Here is a 16814-nt window from a genome sequence, read left to right as displayed (position 1 = left end):
AAGACCTTCAGAAGACGCGTCTCCTGAGCGGGCGGGTCGACCGGTGCGGATGGGTGCCGGTCGGCCCGCCCTGTTGTCGTGTCCGGACGCGTTGGAACCGTCATCGGTTCACTGAGACGTCCGCGGCTCGCTACGCCACGCGGCTCTCCAGCGACGCCAGCACCCGCGCCCCCCGGTCGGCCCGGCTGTCCAGCCCGAGCAGTAACCCGGGCACCGCGATGCTCGGCAGCATGTGGGACCACAGCACGGACAGGCGTCGCCCCAGATCGTCCCGCCCGGTCAGGGCCCGCGACATCAGCTGGATGCCGGTGAACGAACCGACCAGCAGCTCCACCGTCTCCCGCGGATCCACCGTCGGCAGCAACTCGCCCTGCGCACGCGCCCGTTCCAGCAGTGGCGTCAGATGGTCGGTCCACTGCCGGAACGGCCCGGTGTGATCCACCCCCGGCGGCGCGCACTGGTCCACCGCCAGCCGCACGCTGCCCCGGAGCAGGGCGTTGCTCAGCAGCCGCTGGCCGACGACGAAGGTGATGTCGATGACCTCCTGCAGCTTGCACGGCTGGGAGGGAATCGCACCGAAGGGCACCTGCTCGTCGAGGACCGCCTGGGCGAGGGACTCCTTGGAGGGGAAGTGGAAGTACAGCGCGCCTTTGGTGACTTCGGCGCGTTCCAGCACCATGGCGATGGTGGTGGAGGTGTAGCCGTGTTCGTCGAAGACCGCACCGGCGGCTTCGAGGATCGCCCTGCGTGTCCTGATGGCGCGCTCCTGTTTCGCCATGAGAACCCCCCTCCGGCGCCCAGTTGGCCGGTTCATGCCGTTGGCGCCACGATCGTGCCGGAACTGCCCTGATCATAGGGCGTCACGGACTGATCACATTGAAAACAAACCGGTCGCCTCGTAACCTGACGCCACCCCAGCGGACGTCTCCGCCGTCCGCAGAGCCCTTCGGGGGACCGTAGGGAGAAACATGCCACAATCCCGGCAACTTGCCGAAACCCCGGCCCTGACGGCGACTGTTCCCCGGCAGCTCGTGCACCGCGCGGCCGTCGCCGAGACCTTCCTCACCGGCTGGCGACGGACGGAGACCGACCGCTTCGCCGTATCCGCCCAATGGCCTCGGGCCCACGGGTTACACGTGTCTCCCGACCGCTCCGCGTACGAGCCGCTGCTCGTCGTGGAAACCGTGCGCCAGAGCGGAACCCTGATCGCGCACACCGAGTACGACGTGCCCCTGGGCCACCACTTCGTGCTCCAGGAGTTCGAAGTCGACACGTTTCCCCAGCACTTGGCCGTCGGCCCGATACCGGCCGAGCCGGTCGTCGACGTCCACTTCGTCGAGGTGCGCCACCGGGCCGGCCGCCCTGCCGGTGCCCGGTACACCGCCGAAGTGCTGCTCGACGGTGCCCGCGTGGCGACCGCCCGGGTCGCCTTCACCTGCGTCGCCGAGTCCGTCTACCGCAGGCTGCGCGGCGGCCGCACCCCCGCCACCGTGTCCGCCCTTCCGGCGCCGCCCGGTCTGTCGCCTCAGGCCGTGGGCCGCGCGCTGCCGGGGGATGTCGTCCTGGCCCCGGCCGACCGGAATGACCGCTGGCGCCTGAGAATTGATACCGCGCACCCCGTTTTCTTCGACCATCCGCTCGATCACGCCCCCGGCATGCTCCTGCTGGAGTCCGCTCGCCAGGCGGCCCGGGCCCGGGCACCCGAGGCCGGGACGCCCGCCTCCTTCCGGTCGGTCTTCCATCGCTACGCCGAACTGGACGAACCCGTATGGATCGAGGCCTCGGACGACGGTGGCACGAACATACGGATCGTGGCCGCGCAGGGGGAGTCGGCGGTCTTCGAGTGCCTGGTCGGCATGGCGAAGGAGTGAGATATCGTGAGCGCAGGGTAAGAAACAAACGGCACAACCCGTTTTCATTCCCAGGAGAGTCCAGCCGATGGCGAGGCAGTTACGAGCCGAGCAGACCCGGGCCACGATCATCAGGGCCGCCGCCGACCTGTTCGACCGTCACGGCTACGAGTCGACCAGCCTGAGCGACATCGTCGAGCACGCCCAAGTCACCAAGGGCGCCCTGTACTTCCACTTCGCGGCGAAGGAGGACCTGGCGCACGCCATCATCGAGATCCAGTCCCATGCCTCCCGGCGACTGGCCCGTGAGGTGGACGACCGTAAGTGCTCGTCGCTCGAAGGCCTGATGCGCATCACGTTCGGCCTCGTGCGGCTCACCGTGGAGGGGCCGGTCGCCCGCGCCGGACTCCGGCTCGCCACCGGCGGCGTCGGGGTGCGGCCGCCCCTGCCGCACCCCTTCACGGAGTGGCTCGACATCGTTTCCAGAAAACTCCTCGGTGCCGTCAAGGAGTCGGACATCCACCCGGACGTCGACGTCGACGCCGTCGCCCACTCCCTCCTCAGCTTCTTCGTCGGGATACGCGTGACGAGCCGCACCCTCGAACCCGTCCTGCGGCTGCCCCGCCGACTCACCGAGATGTGGTACGTCCTCATCCGCGGCCTGGTCCCGGTGACCAGACGCCCCCGGTATCTCGGCCTCGCCACGCAGCTGGAACGGGAGATCAGAGCCGTCTGAGCGGCGCGCGGTACGGTGAGCCGCATGCCCGACGCCGCGCCCGCGCCCGTGATCCTCGGCAACGAAACCGGTTCCTTCCCGTACAGCGTGCTGGCCGAACGCCACCCCGCGATCATCCGGCAGGTACGCGAGTCCCTGCCGTACGGCCCCGACCGGCAGCGCGCCCTCGACGCCCTGCTCACCAGCTGCACCAAAGGCGTGATCGAACCGCTCCCCTCCGACGCGCACGACCGGGACCGGTGGGCCGCGTGGGGACTCGACCGGTACGCCGGACAATCCTGGTTCGACGTGCCCTGGCTGTGGTCGGAAAGCTACTTCTACCGCCAACTCCTGGAAGCCGTCGGTTACTTCGGCCCCGGACCCGAGCAGGCCATCGACCCGTTCCGTCCGGTCAAGCTCGCCGAACTCGAAGCGCCCCGGACCGACGAGGAACTGGCCGCCCTCGACCGCCTGGAATCCCGCCCGGCCGACGAGCGCGCCCAGGCCCTGCTGCACGGCTCGCTCTGGGGCAACCGCGCCGACCTCGGCTTCCGGTTGTCCGCCGGCGGCGACACCCCGGCCGCCGCCCCCGGCCTGGTCGCCGACGACAGCGAGACCCTCTGGTCACTCCTGCCGCCTGCCGGCACCGGCACGCTCTGCCTGATCGCCGACAACGCCGGCCGCGAACTCATCCCCGACCTGCTGCTCATCGCCCACCTCCTGGCCGAGGGACGCGTCGAGCGGGCGGTGCTGCACGTCAAGCCCAACCCGTACTACGTCTCCGACGCCACCCCGGCCGACGTACTCGACGCACTGCGCCGGCTGACGGCGGCGCCGGGCGCGGCCGCCGCGTACGGGCGGTGCCTGTGGTCGGCGACGACCGACGGCCGGCTGACGGTACGGGCCCACCCCTTCTCCTGCGGACCTCTGCCGTACGCCGAGATGCCCGACGATCTGCGCGCCGAGTTCGCCGCGGCGACGGTCACCGTCGTGAAGGGCGACCTCAACTACCGTCGCCTCGTGGGCGACCGCCACTGGCCGCCGACCACCCCTTTCGCCGACGTGACCGACTACTTCCCCGGTCCGGTCGCCGCCCTGCGCACCCTGAAATCCGACGTGATCTGCGGCCTCGACAGCGACACCGAGACGGCACTGGTCGCGGCGGAGGGCCGGCGCTGGCGGACTGGGGGCACGCATGCGCTGATCCAGGTCAACGCCCGAATCGGCGGCCCGGCCCGGTCCGTGTCCTGTGGGACGCGGTAGGCGTCGGCACGCCGGCGGCGTACCGGAGCGGGTCGAAGACGTCGGGGACGGGCGGGGCCGCGTGCGGCCTCATGCCGGGGCGCCCCGGCCACCGCGCCGCCTCGGCGGCCTTCTTCACGCGGCTCAGGCCACCCGTACGTCCTGCCAGACCAGCCGGTGGTCGGAGGTCGGGACCGGCCAGCCGCTGCCCACCAGCCGGTACAACGGGTCGTCGGACGTCGGCCAGAACACGCCGTTCGTGACCGGCGTCAGTCCCTTGCTGGGTATGACGTAGTCCACCCGCAGATTGCCGGGTGCGGAGTCGGCGAAGTCGGCGGTGTCGTAGGCGGGGTTGCCGGTGTGGGTGGTGTTGGCGCCGCCCTGGCGGCTCGCGGCCTCCACTGCGCCCGCGCTGGCCGGTGGAGCGGCCGGCAGGTTGACCGCCGGGTGGTCGAGCAGCTGACGTATCGCGTCGGCGTAGCTGTCGCCGTCGTGCGGGTCGGCGTTCTGGTCGCCCGCGATCACGAAGCGCGCGCCGGGGCGCAGTCCGCCGCGCCGGCCCTTGTCGTCGTAGAGATAGAAACTGCGCCTGCGGCCGCCGATGTAGTCGGCCCAGAGGCGGATCTCGTCGTGGTTGCGGCGGCCGTTGCGGTCCTCGGGGCCGTCGAACGTGGGCGGTGTGGGGTGCGAGACGAGGAAGTGGACGGTGTCGTGGCCGATGCGGACCGGCACGTCCCAGTGGCTCTTCGAGGAGAGCCGGAAGACCGCGCGGGCCTCGTCGCTGTAGTAGTCCGCCGGGAGGAGGTTGCCCGGCATGTCCTTCCACAGGAAGCGCTGGAAGGTGCGCACCGCGCGGGTGTCGATGGGGAACTTGGAGAGTACGACCATGCCGTACTGCCCCGGGAACCAGCCGTAGCCGAAGGCGTCCTGCCCGTACGCGTCGGAACCGGGCGTCGTGACGGCGCCGCCCCGTCCGTCGAAGTCGACCCCGGAGGCCACGCCCGTGTTGACGGGGCCGGTGAAGCGATACCGGTAGCGCACCGGACGCGCGCCGTTCTGGCTGACGGCCAGGTAGTTGCGCTGGAACAGGCGGGCCGCGGTGCCGTCGCTGTCGTAGTCGAACTCGTTGATCAGCAGGACGTCGGGGTCGACCCGCTGGATGGTCTCGGCGGCGTTGCGCGCCTGAACGTTGTCCGGGGTGGACAGGTCGGTGACGAGGGCGCCCTCGGCGGCGCGGTTCAGCGAGGCGTTGAACGTGGCGAACCGCACCGTCCGCCGGTGGTGGCCGGTGGCCGACGCCGGGAACGCCGCGGTGCCGGCCAGCGCGGCCCCGGCGAGCGAGGCGAGCGCGGTCCGGCGGGAGAGAGCTCTGGGGTCGTTCATCGGGACTCCGTAAGTCGGGGACACGTGACGTGCTGAAGCTTCCCCTTGATCGTGGACACCTGGAGACTGGGACCTGAGGTTCCAGAGGAAGTAGCACCAGGTGGGAAGCAAGTACACGAAGCGGTACACCGAGGAGTTCAAGCGGGACGCGATCGCGCTCGTCGACTCCTCGGGCAAGACGGTCACTGCGGTGGCCCGGGAACTCGGCATCAGCTCGGAGTCCCTGCGTGGCTGGTACCGCCGGGCCAAGGCGGACCGGGGCGAGGGCGAGCCCGGTGAGCTGACCAGCGCCGAGCGCGAGGAACTCAAGCGGCTGCGCAAGGAGGTCCGCGAACAACAGCAGACGATCGAGATCCTGAAAAAGCGACCGCCTTCTTCGTGAAGGAGAACGACCGGTGAGCGAGCTGTACCGGTTCATCCACACGGAGAAGGCGAACTACCCGGTCGTTCTGCTGTGCCGGGTGCTGAAGGTCGCCCGCTCGTCGTACTACGCGTGGTGTGACGGCGAGGCGGCCCGCCGCGCCCGGGAGGCCGCGAACGACGCGCTCGGGCATGAGATCACGGTGCTGCACATCGCCTCCCGCCATACCTACGGTGTCCCGCGCATTCACGCTGAACTGCGACGCCTGGGGCAGCGGGTGAACCGCAAGCGTGTCGCCCGCGTGATGCGCGAGCGCGACATACGCGGCGTCACACGGCGCAAGCGCCGCTCGCTGACCCGGCCGGATGCGAAGGCGAAGCCGGCCCCGGACCTGATCGGCCGTGACTTCCACGCCGAGCGTCCCGGGATCAAGCTGGTCGGCGACATCACCTACCTGCCCACCGCCGAGGGCTGGCTCTACCTCGCCTGCTGGCTGGACCTGGCCACCCGCGAGGTCGTCGGCTATGCCATGGCCGATCACCACCGAGCCGACCTCGTCGTCGACGCCCTGGACATGGCACATGGCCGGGGAACCTGGAGCCGGGATGTGTGATCCACAGCGATCGCGGCAGCGAGTATACCTCGTCCCAATTCCGTTACCGGATAGAGGAGTTGGGACTCCGGCAGAGTTGCGGGCGGACTGGGTCATGTTTCGACAATGCCGCCGCGGAGAGCTTCTGGGCCCTCCTGAAGGAGGAGATCGGCACCCGGACCTGGCCCGACCGGGCGACCGCCCGCGCCGAGGTCTTCACCTTCATCGAGACCTTCTACAACCGCCGCCGTCTGCGCAAGCACAAAATCTTCGGCTACCTCACCCCGGCCGAGACCAGGCAGCGACACCAGCACGCCCTTGCGGCGTAACGATCACGTGTCCGAGATCACGGGGAAACTTCAGTGCCGTGGTCGGCGGATTGCTTGGTCTCGGGCTGGCTTGGGCCAGGGTTGCCTGGTCCAGGGTCGCCTGGTCCGGGGTTGCCTGGTCCGGGGTCGCCCTGGCCCGGAGTTGCGTGGGTCCAAGGTCGCTTGCTCTGCGATTGCCGTAGTCTGCGCGCGTAGAGATGAACGCCACAAGGCCCGGCGAGAACTCCCGGATTCACCCTTGATTCACGCGATGGTGTGATCATGTCCCGGCTCGCGGATGCCCCCGGTGGGCCGGGGGTAGGGCCCGGCCATGACGCAGCAGCCGTTCGAACTCCCGCACTTCTACATGCCGTACCCCGCGCGGCTGAACCCACATGTCGACGAGGCCCGGGCCCATTCGACCGTGTGGGCACGCGAGATGGGCATGCTGGAGGGGTCCGGGATCTGGGAGCAGGCCGACCTCGACGCGCACGACTACGGCCTGCTCTGCGCCTACACGCACCCCGACTGCGACGCCGAAGCCCTCTCGCTCATCACCGACTGGTACGTGTGGGTCTTCTTCTTCGACGACCACTTCCTGGAGACCTTCAAACGCAGCCAGGACCGCGCCGGCGGCAAGGCCTATCTGGACCGGCTGCCGCTGTTCATGCCGCTCGACATGTCAACCCCCGTACCGGAGCCTCAGAATCCCGTCGAGGCGGGCCTCGCCGACCTGTGGGCGCGCACGGTGCCCTCGATGTCCATGGACTGGCGCCGCCGATTCGCCGTCGCGACCGAGCACCTGCTGAACGAGTCCCTGTGGGAGCTGTCGAACATCAACGAGGGGCGGATCGCCAACCCCGTCGAGTACATCGAGATGCGTCGCAAGGTCGGCGGCGCTCCCTGGTCTGCCGGCCTCGTGGAGTACGCGACCGCCGAGGTGCCCGCGGCCGTCGCCGGTTCCCGGCCGCTGAGGGTGCTCATGGAGACGTTCGCCGACGGCGTCCACCTGCGCAACGACCTGTTCTCCTACCAGCGTGAGGTCGAGGACGAGGGCGAACTCAGCAACGGAGTGCTCGTCCTGGAGACGTTCTTCGGCTGCACCACCCAGGAGGCCGCCGAGGCCGTCAACGACATCCTCACCTCCCGGCTGCACCAGTTCGAACACACCGCGTTCACCGAAGTGCCCGCGCTGGCCCTGGAGAAGGGCCTCGCCCCCGACGAACTGGCCGCGATCGCCGCCTACGCCAAGGGCCTGCAGGACTGGCAGTCCGGAGGCCACGAGTGGCACATGCGCTCCAGCCGCTACATGAACAAGAACGCCACGGCCACCGCCCCGTGGAGCGCCGGCGCCACCGGACTCGGCACCTCGGGGACCGACATCCGGTCGCTGCTCGCCTCGGCGGGCGCCGAGCGTGCGCGCGCGTACACGCACGTGCCGTTCGAGAAGGTCGGGCCGTCCCGCATTCCCGAGATCCACATGCCGTTCCAGGTGCGCCTCAACCCCGGCCTCGAAGGCGCCCGCGCGCGTCTCCTGACCTGGGCGCAGAGCCTCGGCATGCTCAGTGAGGGCGTCTGGGACGAGGACAAACTCGCCGCATTCGACCTGCCGTTGTGCTCGGCCGGCCTCGACCCGGACGGCTCTCCGGAGGCCCTCGATCTCAGTGCGGGGTGGCTGACCTGGGGCACGTACGGCGACGACTACTACCCGCTCGTCTTCGGCCACCGCCGCGACCTCGCCGCCGCCAGGCTGTGCACGGAACGTCTCTCGGCCTGCATGCCCGTCGACGGAGCGGCACCGCTCGTCCCCGTGAACGCCATGGAACGCGGCCTCATCGACCTGTGGCGGCGCACCACGGCCGAAATGAACGAGGACGGCCGCCGCCGGCTGAAGGCCTCGATCGATGTGATGACGGAGAGCTGGGTGTGGGAGCTGGCGAACCAACTCCAGAACCGCATCCCCGATCCCGTCGACTATTTGGAGATGCGCCGCGCCACCTTCGGCGCCGACCTCACCCTCAGCCTCTGCCGGATGGGCCACGGCCCCGACATCCCGCCGGAGGTCTACCGCAGCGGACCCGTCCGCTCGCTGGAGAACGCCGCTGTCGACTACGCCTGCCTCCTCAACGACGTGTTCTCCTACCAGAAGGAGATCGAGTACGAGGGCGAGATCCACAACGCCGTCCTCTTGGTGCAGAACTTCTTCGGCACCGACTACCCGACCGCCCTCGGCATCGTCAACGACCTGATGACGCAGCGCATGCAGCAGTTCGAGCATGTGGCTGCGACCGAACTGCCGGTCGTGTACGAGGACTTCGGGCTGTCGGCCAAGGACCGCGAAAGCATGGCGGGATATGTGACCGCACTGCAGAACTGGATGGCGGGCATCCTGAACTGGCATCGCCAGGTCCTCCGCTACAAGGCGGACTACCTGGAGCGACGAGCCCACGGCTTCCTGCCGGACCGCGCGCCTGCCGTACCCGTGCCGGTCAGCTGATACCGCGCAGCCGTGCGGCTGTCTCCTCGGCGAGCTCTCGTACGGCCTTCGCGGCGGTTTCCGAGAGCTCGCCGAGTATCGCGTCGCCGGACACGAGGACCGCGCGGGCCTGCTCCGGCAGGTTCGCCGCGGCCAGCGCGCGGGCCAGGGCGTAGTGCTCCGCGGCCGTGAAGCGGCCGAGGTTCACCTGCTGCCAGTTGCGCAGGGAGTCGTCGCCGGGGGCGTCGAGGATGGCTCCGAGGGATGCCAAGGTGCGTACCGCTTCGAGCGGTTGCCCGGCCTCCCGCTCCCACCGCGCCTGCGTGAGCAGGGCCGAGACGCGGTCCCACGCCGTGACCTGGAGAACGGCGTACAGCCGCTGGGCGCGCAGCGCCTGCGAGAGGTCGCCCAGACGCTCGAACGCAGTGGCGAGTGAGCGCAGAGGGCTGGTGTTCAGCCGTTTCGGGTCGTCGGGGTGGCGCAGTGCGCCCTGGTCCATGACGACTCCGTCCAGCCTGCGGATCAACGCCACCCGGGCGAGTTCGGTCATGCCCTGGTCCATGGCCAGGTCGGTCCATGTGCACGGCGGTTCGTCGGCGGGGTCGGTGCCGAACAGGGCGTCGTCCAGCTCCCGCGCCCAGCGCCCCAGCTCCGACGCGTCGGCGCCGCGCTCGGGCAGGTCGCTCAGCCCGCACGCGGTGTCGAAGTCCGTCTCCCGGACCTCGTGCAGCAGCGGCAGATCGTCCGTGTCTCCGTGCAGGCCCACCAGTACGGCGGCCAGTCGCAGCTCGTCCGTCATCGACGAACTCGCCTCGTGCCGCAGCAGATGCCGCAGCAGGCCGAGATCGCCATCCGCCCGGTCGAACTGCGCGGCGCGCAGGGCGAGTCGGCGCCGTACGGCGTCCGCCGCGAGCGCGTCCCACACCGCGCGGTCGCCGGAGCGCAGCAGCGAGAGGTCGGCGCGACCGGCCGCGAGGACCGGCTCCCAGAGCGGTGGCCGAGGGTGGTCGTCGAGCAGGTCGTATCCGCACAGCTCTTCGTCGTTGAGCAGGAGGAAGTCGGGCTCGGTGCGCAGCAGCGCGGAGTGCAGCCGGGCCACGAGCTCGACGGGGGAGCGGTCCGGGAATCCCAGGGCGGCGCGCAATTCGGCCCGCTCCTCGTCGATTCCGTAGTACTCGCGGAGCTCGTCCTCGACTTCCGTGACCCGCTCCCGGATCGCCTGCTCGCCGTCGGCCGGGGACAGGCGCGTACAGCTTCCCCAGCCGGGCAGACCGATCAGCATCTCCAGCGCCTCGTCGACGGTCGAACCGATGATCCCGGCCGAGCCGTCGGAACTGGCATAGAGCATCGATCCGTCCGCGCACACGAAGTACGTACCGCCCGTGTCGTCGCCCGCCACGATCTCCAGCGGGCCGCCCGACGCCAGACGGACCGGCTCGACATGGCCGTGCGCCGCGCGGTCGAGGTCGAAGTTGAACGGGAACGCGGCGAGAGCGGCCAGACGAGGGTCCTGCCGGAGCAGGCGCAGGGCGTGATCAGTCATGTCACAGAACGTAACAGGGCCCACTGACAGTGCGGTGTGCCGTTGCTGCCGCCGGCTTGTGCGGTTGCTGCCTCTGCCTGTGCCGCTGCCTCTTCCACTTCCTCCCCCCCCTCCTCCTCTGCCCCATGCGCCGGAGCGCCTTCCATTTCTGATGGTGAGTCAGTCTCACTCGTTCGTGGCTCGTTGTGCGCCGATGCGCCGGGTAGTGCACCAGGGGAGGCGAACCATGAAACAGACTGCGCTGCGTCCCAAGCCGAAACCCGGTCAGGAGCCCGACGGCACCGGCTCCCGTCCCGTCCGGCGCCCGCATGCCGCGCGGCGACGCGGCCGACGGCTCACGACCCTGCTGCTCGGCCTGCTCGTCGCGGTGGTGCTGGTGCTGTCCGGCGTCGGACTGGGCACGGTGGCCGCGACGGTGATCGGCATGAGCAAGCTCGCCGAACTCCAAAGCCAACCTGGCCGACCCGGCCGCCCCGGACCGTCGGTGCCCGCATCGCCGGTGCACCCGTCCACCTCGCCGGGCCCGAGCGCTTCCGGACCGTCGGCCGCCGGGCCGACCCCGCCGGCGGACATGGTCCTGGGCGTCGAGGTCGTGGACGCCGAGAAGTCCGGCGCCCTGGTCGTCGGCGTGCATGTCCCCGGGCCCGGCTATACGGCGGGCCTGGTGCGGGGCGACGTACTGCTCACCTTCGACGGCGCACCTGTCGAGTCCGCGGCGGACCTCGTACGGGCGGTCGACCGGGCGCGTCCCGGGGCGACGGTCACGGTGACGGTGCGACATGAGAGCGGCGGCTACCAGCAGTTGGCGGTGGCCCCGGGGATCGTCACGTGACCACCCGGAAGTGGGTGGTGAGTCGCCCCTCGTCGTCCAGCACGTGGAAGGCCGGCCCGGCCGGCGCCTCCCGGTCGGCGGCCCCTTCGCCCTCCCAGGGCAGCCGCAGCGTCCACGTCACACCCGGGCCGACGACCAGTGGCCGCCCGGCGAAGGTGGTGGCGGTGGCCGTGTGGGCGTGCCCGGTGATGAGCCCGGCGATCTCGGGGCGGCGCTCCATGAGGCCGGCCAGCCGGTGGGGTGCGCTCAGCCGGTAGGAGTCGGGCAGCGGGTGGTGCAGTGCGACCGGCGGGTGGTGCAGGGCGAGCAGCACCGGAAGGCTCCCGTCGAGCTCGTCGAGCGTCGCCTCGATCCAGTCGTACGTCTCCTCGTCCAGAGCCCCTTCGTCGCTCCCCGGGATGCTGGAGTCGCACATCAGTACGGCGGCATCGTCGAAGACGTGCGCCCCGTTGAGCGGCCCCTCGGTCGCGGGCAGGCCCAGCAGCGCCTTGCGGAGAGAGGCACGGCTGTCGTGGTTGCCCGGGCAGGTCAGCACCGGGAACGGCGCGTCGCCGGACCGCAGGCCGAGGATGCGGGCCGCCTCCTCGTACTCCGCCTCCGTGCCGTGGTCGGCGATATCGCCGGTCACCAGCAGCGCGTCCATGTGCCCCGGCAGCTCCCACAGCCGGTCGCGCACCCGCTCGGCGCGCTCCGTCGCCCGCGTGCTCCCGTCCAGATGCAGATCGCTGATGTGCGCGAGTACGAGCACGCCGGGTCCTTCCTATGAGTGTCACTAATGGATTCAGTGCATCTAAGGATTAGATCCGGTGCTCAAGCCAGCCCCGTGTCCGCCTTCGCCCTGTCCGTGCCAAGCGAGTGAGACCGGCCGCCCCACCAGGAGATGTCGGCTCCAGCGGAGGAAGATGGAGAAACGCTGTTGCGACGTCGGACGAGTGCCACCGTCACGCAGTGACCTTCTCCCTTGTGTGCACCCCGCAGCAGCCGACCATCGGATCACGGACGGGAGCAGACATGAACGGCACTTCTCGCGCCTACGACGTGGTGGTTCTCGGTGCCGGTCCCGCGGGCGAGAACCTGGCTGATCGTACGAGGGCCGCCGGGCTCACTTCGGTGATCGTGGAGAACGAGCTGCTTGGCGGAGAGTGCTCGTTCTGGGCGTGCGAGCCCAGTAAGGCACTGCTGCGTCCCGTGGTGGCGCGCGCGGATGCCCGCCGGGTACCGGGGCTGAGGCGAGCGGTCGAAGGACCGCTGGACGTGCCCGCGATCTTCGCGCACCGCGACAAGATGGCCACCTACTGGCAGGACGAGGACCAGGTCGACTGGCTTCGTTCCGTGTCCGTGGACCTGGTCCGGGGGCACGGCCGGCTGGACGGGCCGCGCCAGGTCGTGGTGGACATGCCCGACGGTGAGACCGTACGCCTCACGGCCCGGCACGCCGTCGGGGTGTCCACCGGAACAGTCACCGCCTTCCCCGATCTGCCGGGCCTGGAGCACGCCCGCCCCTGGACGAATCGTGACGCGACCGCCGCCCGGCACGTGCCGGACCGCCTCGCCGTGGTGGGCGGCGGCGTGGTGGCCGTCGAGATGGCCACGGCGTTCCAGGCGCTCGGATCGCAGGTGACCATGCTGGTGCGCGGACACAAGGGCCTGCTCAACCGGATGGAGCCGTTCGCCGGGGAGATGGTGGCCGACGCCCTGCGGGCCGCCGGTGCGGAGGTGCGGTTCGGCACCTCGGTGACCGGCGTCGCCCGGGAGGACGGCGCGGAGAGCCCGGTACGGGTCGATCTGGACGACGGAGACTCACTGGTGGCGGACGAGATCCTGTTTGCGACCGGCCGCTCGCCCCACACCGCGGACATCGGCCTGGAGACCGTCGGCCTGACCCCGGGCGACTGGCTCACCGTGGACGACTCGTACCGGGTGACGGACGTCGCCGACGGATGGCTCTACGCGGTCGGCGACGTCAACCACCGTGCCCTGATGACGCACCAGGGCAAGTACCAGGCCCGCATCGCGGGCGCCGTGATCGGAGCGCGCGCCAAGGGAGAGCCACTCGACGACAGCCGGTGGGGCGCCCACGCCTCGACGGCCGACAGCGCCGCCGTGCCCCAGGTGGTCTTCTCCGAGCCGGAGGTGGCGAGCGTGGGGCTGACGACGCGGGAGGCGGAGCGTGCCGGGCTCCGCGTCGACGTCGTGGACTACGACATCGGCCGCGTCGCCGGCGCGGCCCAGTACGCCGACGGATACCGAGGCACGGCGCGTGTGCTCATCGACGCCGATCGCCGCACCGTCGTCGGTGTGACGTTCGTCGGTCCCGGAACGCAGGAGCTCCTGTACTCCGCCACCGTCGTCATCGCGAGTGAGGTGCAGGTGGATCGGCTGTGGCATGCCGTCCCAGCCTTCCCGACGATCAGCGAGGTCTGGTTGCGCATCCTGGAGACGTACCGGGACCGCGTCGGCCCGGTGACGTGATCGCATGGCCGGCACGCCCCTCGCGCTCAATGACCGCGGCCGTCACGGATTTGCAGCCCCACCCCAACGATCCGGGCACCTCCTCGTGTGGTGGCGGGCAAATCGAGGACTCGGGGAGCAGTTCGTACGGGCCCTTCTCGAAGCCGGAGCAACCAAGGCCTACGCCGGGCCGTACCGGTCGCCGTGGACATCACCGACCACGAGTCCGTCGAAGCGGCGGCCGACCAGGCTGACCCGGACCGGCGCCAGTCCGAGCGCCAGGTTGGCGGTGAGAGCGGGGAGCGCCGCTGTGAGTGCCGACGTGATGCGCGGGCCTGCCGCGCTGCACAGTTCTTCCTGGTCGGTTCCGTCGACCGGCGCCAGGCGTCGGCCGGTTCCCGGGTGTTGGCCCGAGCCGCTTCGGTGTGGGGCGGCCAGGTGGCGGGCGAGTTTCGTATTCGTGTCGGCCACTCGGCCACCGTGAGAATGGCCCGACCGCACCTCCGGAGCTCCCGGTACCCCATGACATGAGTCCGCACCCGCCTGTTCCGCACCACGTCATTCGGTCGCACGTTCGAAATGGGCCTGGGTCGGACTGTCGTCCACACCGCCCGGCCGGCACAGGGACTTGAGGTCAGCCCCGTAGCTTGCTTCGGTTACGGCCGACCGCGCGACCGCCGACGTGCAGCGCCACCTGCGCCCGACTTCTGCCGAATCCCCGTTCACCGGCTCGCGTCGCCCCCTCCTGGCGGGCAGGATGCTGCCCGTGGTGTTCCCGCACCGGCTCAAGGAGGTTTGGATGACCGGCAGTACGGCCGCGCCCTTCACCGCCGACGACTACCGCGCCCGCATGGAGCGCGCCGCGCGGGCGGCCGCCGGCGCGGGGCTGGCCGGGCTGCTCGTCGCGCCGGGGCCGGACCTGGTGTGGCTCACCGGCTACGCGCCCACCGCGGTCACCGAGCGGCTCACCCTGCTGGTCCTCACCGCCGACCGGGATCCCGTCCTCGTCGTCCCCACCCTGGAGGCCCCCGACGCCGCGCAGGCGGCGGGAGCGGCCGCCCTGACGCTGCGGGACTGGACCGACGGCAAGGACCCCTACGCCCGGACCGCGGGCCTGCTCGCCGCCTCGGGACGCTTCGGCATCAGTGACAACGCCTGGGCCATGCACCTGCTGGGCCTGCAGCAAGCGCTGCCCGGCACGTCGTACGCCTCCCTGACGGAGGCACTGCCCATGCTGCGCGCCGTCAAGGACGCGGCGGAGCTGGACCTCCTGGCGGCCGCGGGAGCGGCCGCAGACGCAACGTTCGAGGAGATCCGGAAGGTTCCCTTCGGCGGCCGACGGGAGTCGGACGTCGCCGGCGACCTCGCCGACCTGCTGCGCCGGTTCGGGCACTCCCAGGTCGACTTCACCATCGTCGCCTCCGGTCCGAACGGGGCCAACCCGCACCACGAGGCCGGCGACCGTGTCATCGAGCGCGGCGACATGGTCGTCCTCGACTTCGGCGGCCTCAAGGACGGCTACGGCTCCGACACCTCCCGCACGGTGCACGTCGGCGAACCCACCGACGAGGAGCGCCGGGTGCACGACATCGTGCGCGAGGCCCAGGAGGCGGGCTTCCGGGCGGTCCGGCCGGGCGTGCCCTGCCAGGAGGTCGACCGGGCCGCCCGCGCGGTCATCGCCGACGCCGGGTACGGCGAGTACTTCATCCACCGCACCGGGCACGGAATCGGCGTCACCACGCATGAGCCGCCGTACATGATCGAGGGCGAGGAGCAGCCCTTGGTCCCCGGCATGTGCTTCTCCGTGGAGCCCGGGATCTATCTTCCGGGGCGGTTCGGGGTGCGCATCGAGGACATCGTGACCGTGACCGAGGACGGTGGGCGGCGCCTCAACGACACCACCCGGGAGATGCTCATAGTGGAGTGACCCGACCCAGGAGTCCCTGTACGCACCCGAGCGACAACGGTCCGACCATGACCCAGGCACCGACACCCACCGAGGACACCGTCCGCCGACTGGTCCGTTCCCTGCTCAAGGAGGGCGCGGCCGGTGCGGACGTCCGGCCGGTCGCCGAGGGCGGCGGCCGGGCCACGTGGTGGATCGGCACCCGGCACGTGCTGCGTCTCGCCCCCGACCGGGAGGCCGCCGCGCGCCAGCGCCGCGAACTGCGCCTGCGCGACCTCGTCCGCCCGCACGTGCCGGTCGCCGTGCCGACCAGCGTGGCGCACGGCGAGTGGGCGCCCGGCCTCACCTACACGCTGGACGCCAAGGTCCCCGGCGGCTCGGCGCCCGAGCACGACGTCTCCGCCCTCGGCGAGGCCGATCTGGCAGGACTCCTCACGGGGCTGCGCGAGGTGCCCGTACGGCAGGCCGAGGCGCTCGGCGTGCCGCGTGCCGCCCCACGGTCCCTGGAGGCGCTGCGCAGGGCCGCGGGACGCGCCGCCGAACGCCTCACCGCGGCCGACGAGTTCGACGCCGCCCGTCTGCACCAGTTCACCTCGCCCGCGGCGGTCCAGCTCGCCGCCCAGCCCGCCGGCGCGGTCCTCGTCCACCACGGCCTCACCGGCGCGCACCTGGTGGTCAGCGCCGACGGCCGGGTCCGCGGCGTCCTGGGCTGGGCCGACGCGGTCGTCGGCGATCCGGCCGAGGACATCGCCGGCCTCGCCCTCGCCGTCGGCGCCCCCGCCGCCGTCCGCGCCGCCACGCTGGCCGGTTACGGCGCCCGCCCCTGCCTGCGCGGCCTGTGGCTGGCCCGCTGCGACAGCGTCATCCACCTGGCCGACCGCCTCACCGGCCGGGGCGATGCGCCCCTGCCCCACCTCAGGACCCGGCTCCGCCACGCGTGGGAGCCGATCCTGCTGGAACGCGTGACGGAACTCCGCGGCGACGACCCGGACAACGCGCTCTAGGGAAGGGCGGTACCGGTCCGCCAGGGGGAGAGCGGACACCCACGCGCGCGTGTCGCCCCGAGCGGGTAGCCGCACGCGCGCAGCCTCGTGCGGGCATTCGCTCGTGCGCGTCGCCGGGGCGGGGCCCGTATGGGCGTGTGCCGAGCTGAGT

16 protein-coding genes are annotated in these 16814 nt (G+C 71.0%); 11 read left to right on the top strand and 5 right to left on the bottom strand.

Annotated elements, in window-relative coordinates:
* Window positions 1-130: 130 nt before the first annotated feature.
* Entirely contained in the window at window positions 131-778 is a 648-nt protein-coding gene (locus HJD23_RS08520; protein WP_171108489.1) for a ScbR family autoregulator-binding transcription factor, read from the bottom strand.
* A 190-nt stretch (window positions 779-968) separates the two neighbouring features.
* On the opposite strand from HJD23_RS08520, the gene HJD23_RS08515 reads away from it, so the two are divergent.
* From HJD23_RS08515 to HJD23_RS08505, 3 genes are all read left to right on the top strand, one after another.
* Window positions 969-1871 (top strand): ScbA/BarX family gamma-butyrolactone biosynthesis protein, encoded by a 903-nt coding sequence (locus tag HJD23_RS08515; protein ID WP_171108487.1) that lies wholly within the window; start codon window positions 969-971, stop codon window positions 1869-1871.
* 67 nt (window positions 1872-1938) lie between these two features.
* A complete protein-coding gene (locus HJD23_RS08510) occupies window positions 1939-2586 on the top strand; it encodes a ScbR family autoregulator-binding transcription factor (protein ID WP_171134000.1) in 648 nt (215 codons plus the stop codon).
* Window positions 2587-2610: 24 nt separating this feature from the next.
* Window positions 2611-3828, top strand: coding sequence for a damage-control phosphatase ARMT1 family protein (locus HJD23_RS08505; protein ID WP_171108485.1), 1218 nt, complete (start codon window positions 2611-2613; stop codon window positions 3826-3828).
* Between the two features lie 123 nt (window positions 3829-3951).
* On the opposite strand, the gene HJD23_RS08500 is transcribed toward HJD23_RS08505, so the two are convergent.
* Window positions 3952-5190 carry an endonuclease/exonuclease/phosphatase family protein gene (locus HJD23_RS08500; protein WP_171108483.1) on the bottom strand — a complete coding sequence of 413 codons (1239 nt, stop codon included), beginning with the start codon at window positions 5188-5190 and terminating at the stop codon, window positions 3952-3954.
* Window positions 5191-5290: 100 nt separating this feature from the next.
* Here HJD23_RS08500 and HJD23_RS08495 point away from each other — a divergent pair, with 100 nt between their 5' ends.
* From HJD23_RS08495 to cyc2, 4 genes are all read left to right on the top strand, one after another.
* The gene (locus HJD23_RS08495) at window positions 5291-5572 is read left to right on the top strand and encodes a transposase (protein WP_171133957.1); all 282 of its coding nucleotides are present in this window, start codon (window positions 5291-5293) and stop codon (window positions 5570-5572) included.
* A 13-nt stretch (window positions 5573-5585) separates the two neighbouring features.
* A complete protein-coding gene (locus tag HJD23_RS08490) occupies window positions 5586-6164 on the top strand; it encodes an IS3 family transposase (protein ID WP_171133993.1) in 579 nt (192 codons plus the stop codon).
* Window positions 6161-6472 carry an integrase core domain-containing protein gene (locus HJD23_RS08485; protein WP_171133994.1) on the top strand — a complete coding sequence of 104 codons (312 nt, stop codon included), beginning with the start codon at window positions 6161-6163 and terminating at the stop codon, window positions 6470-6472. Before HJD23_RS08490 ends, HJD23_RS08485 begins: the two co-directional genes overlap by 4 nt.
* Window positions 6473-6782: 310 nt before the next feature.
* Window positions 6783-8948 (top strand): germacradienol/geosmin synthase Cyc2, encoded by a 2166-nt coding sequence (cyc2, locus tag HJD23_RS08480; RefSeq protein WP_171110983.1) that lies wholly within the window; start codon window positions 6783-6785, stop codon window positions 8946-8948.
* Here cyc2 and HJD23_RS08475 read toward each other — a convergent pair.
* Window positions 8941-10470 carry a hypothetical protein gene (locus HJD23_RS08475; protein ID WP_171110985.1) on the bottom strand — a complete coding sequence of 510 codons (1530 nt, stop codon included), beginning with the start codon at window positions 10468-10470 and terminating at the stop codon, window positions 8941-8943. The genes cyc2 and HJD23_RS08475 overlap by 8 nt on opposite strands.
* A 226-nt stretch (window positions 10471-10696) precedes the next feature.
* On the opposite strand from HJD23_RS08475, the gene HJD23_RS08470 reads away from it, so the two are divergent.
* A complete protein-coding gene (locus tag HJD23_RS08470) occupies window positions 10697-11302 on the top strand; it encodes a PDZ domain-containing protein (RefSeq protein WP_171110987.1) in 606 nt (201 codons plus the stop codon).
* Here HJD23_RS08470 and HJD23_RS08465 read toward each other — a convergent pair.
* Window positions 11295-12050: a metallophosphoesterase gene (locus tag HJD23_RS08465; RefSeq protein ID WP_171110988.1), complete on the bottom strand. Its 756-nt coding sequence runs from the start codon at window positions 12048-12050 to the stop codon at window positions 11295-11297. The genes HJD23_RS08470 and HJD23_RS08465 overlap by 8 nt on opposite strands.
* A 263-nt stretch (window positions 12051-12313) precedes the next feature.
* Between HJD23_RS08465 and HJD23_RS08460 the strand changes: the two genes are divergently transcribed.
* Window positions 12314-13774, top strand: coding sequence for an NAD(P)/FAD-dependent oxidoreductase (locus HJD23_RS08460; RefSeq protein ID WP_171110990.1), 1461 nt, complete (start codon window positions 12314-12316; stop codon window positions 13772-13774).
* 159 nt (window positions 13775-13933) lie between these two features.
* Here HJD23_RS08460 and HJD23_RS43630 read toward each other — a convergent pair whose 3' ends face one another.
* Window positions 13934-14224 (bottom strand): hypothetical protein, encoded by a 291-nt coding sequence (locus tag HJD23_RS43630; RefSeq protein WP_232107589.1) that lies wholly within the window; start codon window positions 14222-14224, stop codon window positions 13934-13936.
* 328 nt (window positions 14225-14552) lie between these two features.
* On the opposite strand from HJD23_RS43630, the gene HJD23_RS08450 reads away from it, so the two are divergent.
* Complete coding sequence (locus HJD23_RS08450) at window positions 14553-15680, top strand: aminopeptidase P family protein (RefSeq protein WP_171110992.1); 1128 nt, start codon at window positions 14553-14555, stop codon at window positions 15678-15680.
* 47 nt (window positions 15681-15727) lie between these two features.
* The gene (locus HJD23_RS08445; protein ID WP_171110994.1) at window positions 15728-16663 is read left to right on the top strand and encodes an aminoglycoside phosphotransferase family protein; all 936 of its coding nucleotides are present in this window, start codon (window positions 15728-15730) and stop codon (window positions 16661-16663) included.
* Window positions 16664-16814 lie beyond the last annotated feature (151 nt).

The sequence above is a fragment of the Streptomyces sp. Z423-1 genome (assembly GCF_013009255.1).
Lineage (GTDB): Bacteria > Actinomycetota > Actinomycetes > Streptomycetales > Streptomycetaceae > Streptomyces > Streptomyces gossypiisoli.
Note: the sequence above shows the minus strand (reverse complement) of the source record. Positions and strands in the feature narration are given on the sequence as shown.